1 rRNA gene is annotated in these 766 nt (G+C 52.5%); it reads right to left on the bottom strand.

The annotated features are described in order from the left end of the window. A 23S ribosomal RNA gene (locus tag L4D09_RS28810) occupies nt 1–766 on the bottom strand; the annotation flags it as partial.

The raw sequence follows: 766 nt of genomic DNA, 5'->3' as shown, positions 1-766 counted from the left end.
CTCTACCTGATCACCTGTGTCGGTTTGGGGTACGATTGCTTACAACCTATCGCTTAGAGGCTTTTCCCGGAAGCATGGCATCAATGACTTCATCACCGTAGTGACTCGACATCGGGTCTCAGCCTAGTGTAATCCCGGATTTGCCTAAGATTACAGCCTACACCCTTGAACTTGGACAACCGTCGCCAAGCCCACCTAGCCTTCTCCGTCCCCCCATCGCAGTTRYAAGCAGTACGGGAATATTAACCCGTTTCCCATCGACTACGCCTTTCGGCCTCGCCTTAGGGGTCGACTCACCCTGCCCCGATTAACGTTGGACAGGAACCCTTGATCTTCCGGCGAGGGAGTTTTTCACTCCCTTTATCGTTACTCATGTCAGCATTCGCACTTCTGATACCTCCAGCAWRCCTTACGAYWCACCTTCAACGGCTTACAGAACGCTCCCCTACCCAATRTGMACAAGKCAYATTGCCGCAGCTTCGGTGTATAGCTTAGCCCCGTTAAATCTTCCGCGCAGGCCGACTCGACCAGTGAGCTATTACGCTTTCTTTAAATGATGGCTGCTTCTAAGCCAACATCCTGGCTGTCTGAGCCTTCCCACATCGTTTCCCACTTAGCTATAACTTTGGGACCTTAGCTGGCGGTCTGGGTTGTTTCCCTCTCCACGACGGACGTTAGCACCCGCCGTGTGTCTCCCGGATAGTACTTACTGGTATTCGGAGTTTGCAAAGGGTTGGTAAGTCGGGATGACCCCCTAGCCTTAACA

Origin of the sequence: Photobacterium makurazakiensis, from assembly GCF_050336715.1 — a bacterium.
GTDB classification, from domain to species: domain Bacteria; phylum Pseudomonadota; class Gammaproteobacteria; order Enterobacterales; family Vibrionaceae; genus Photobacterium; species Photobacterium makurazakiensis.
Note: the sequence above shows the minus strand (reverse complement) of the source record. Positions and strands in the feature narration are given on the sequence as shown.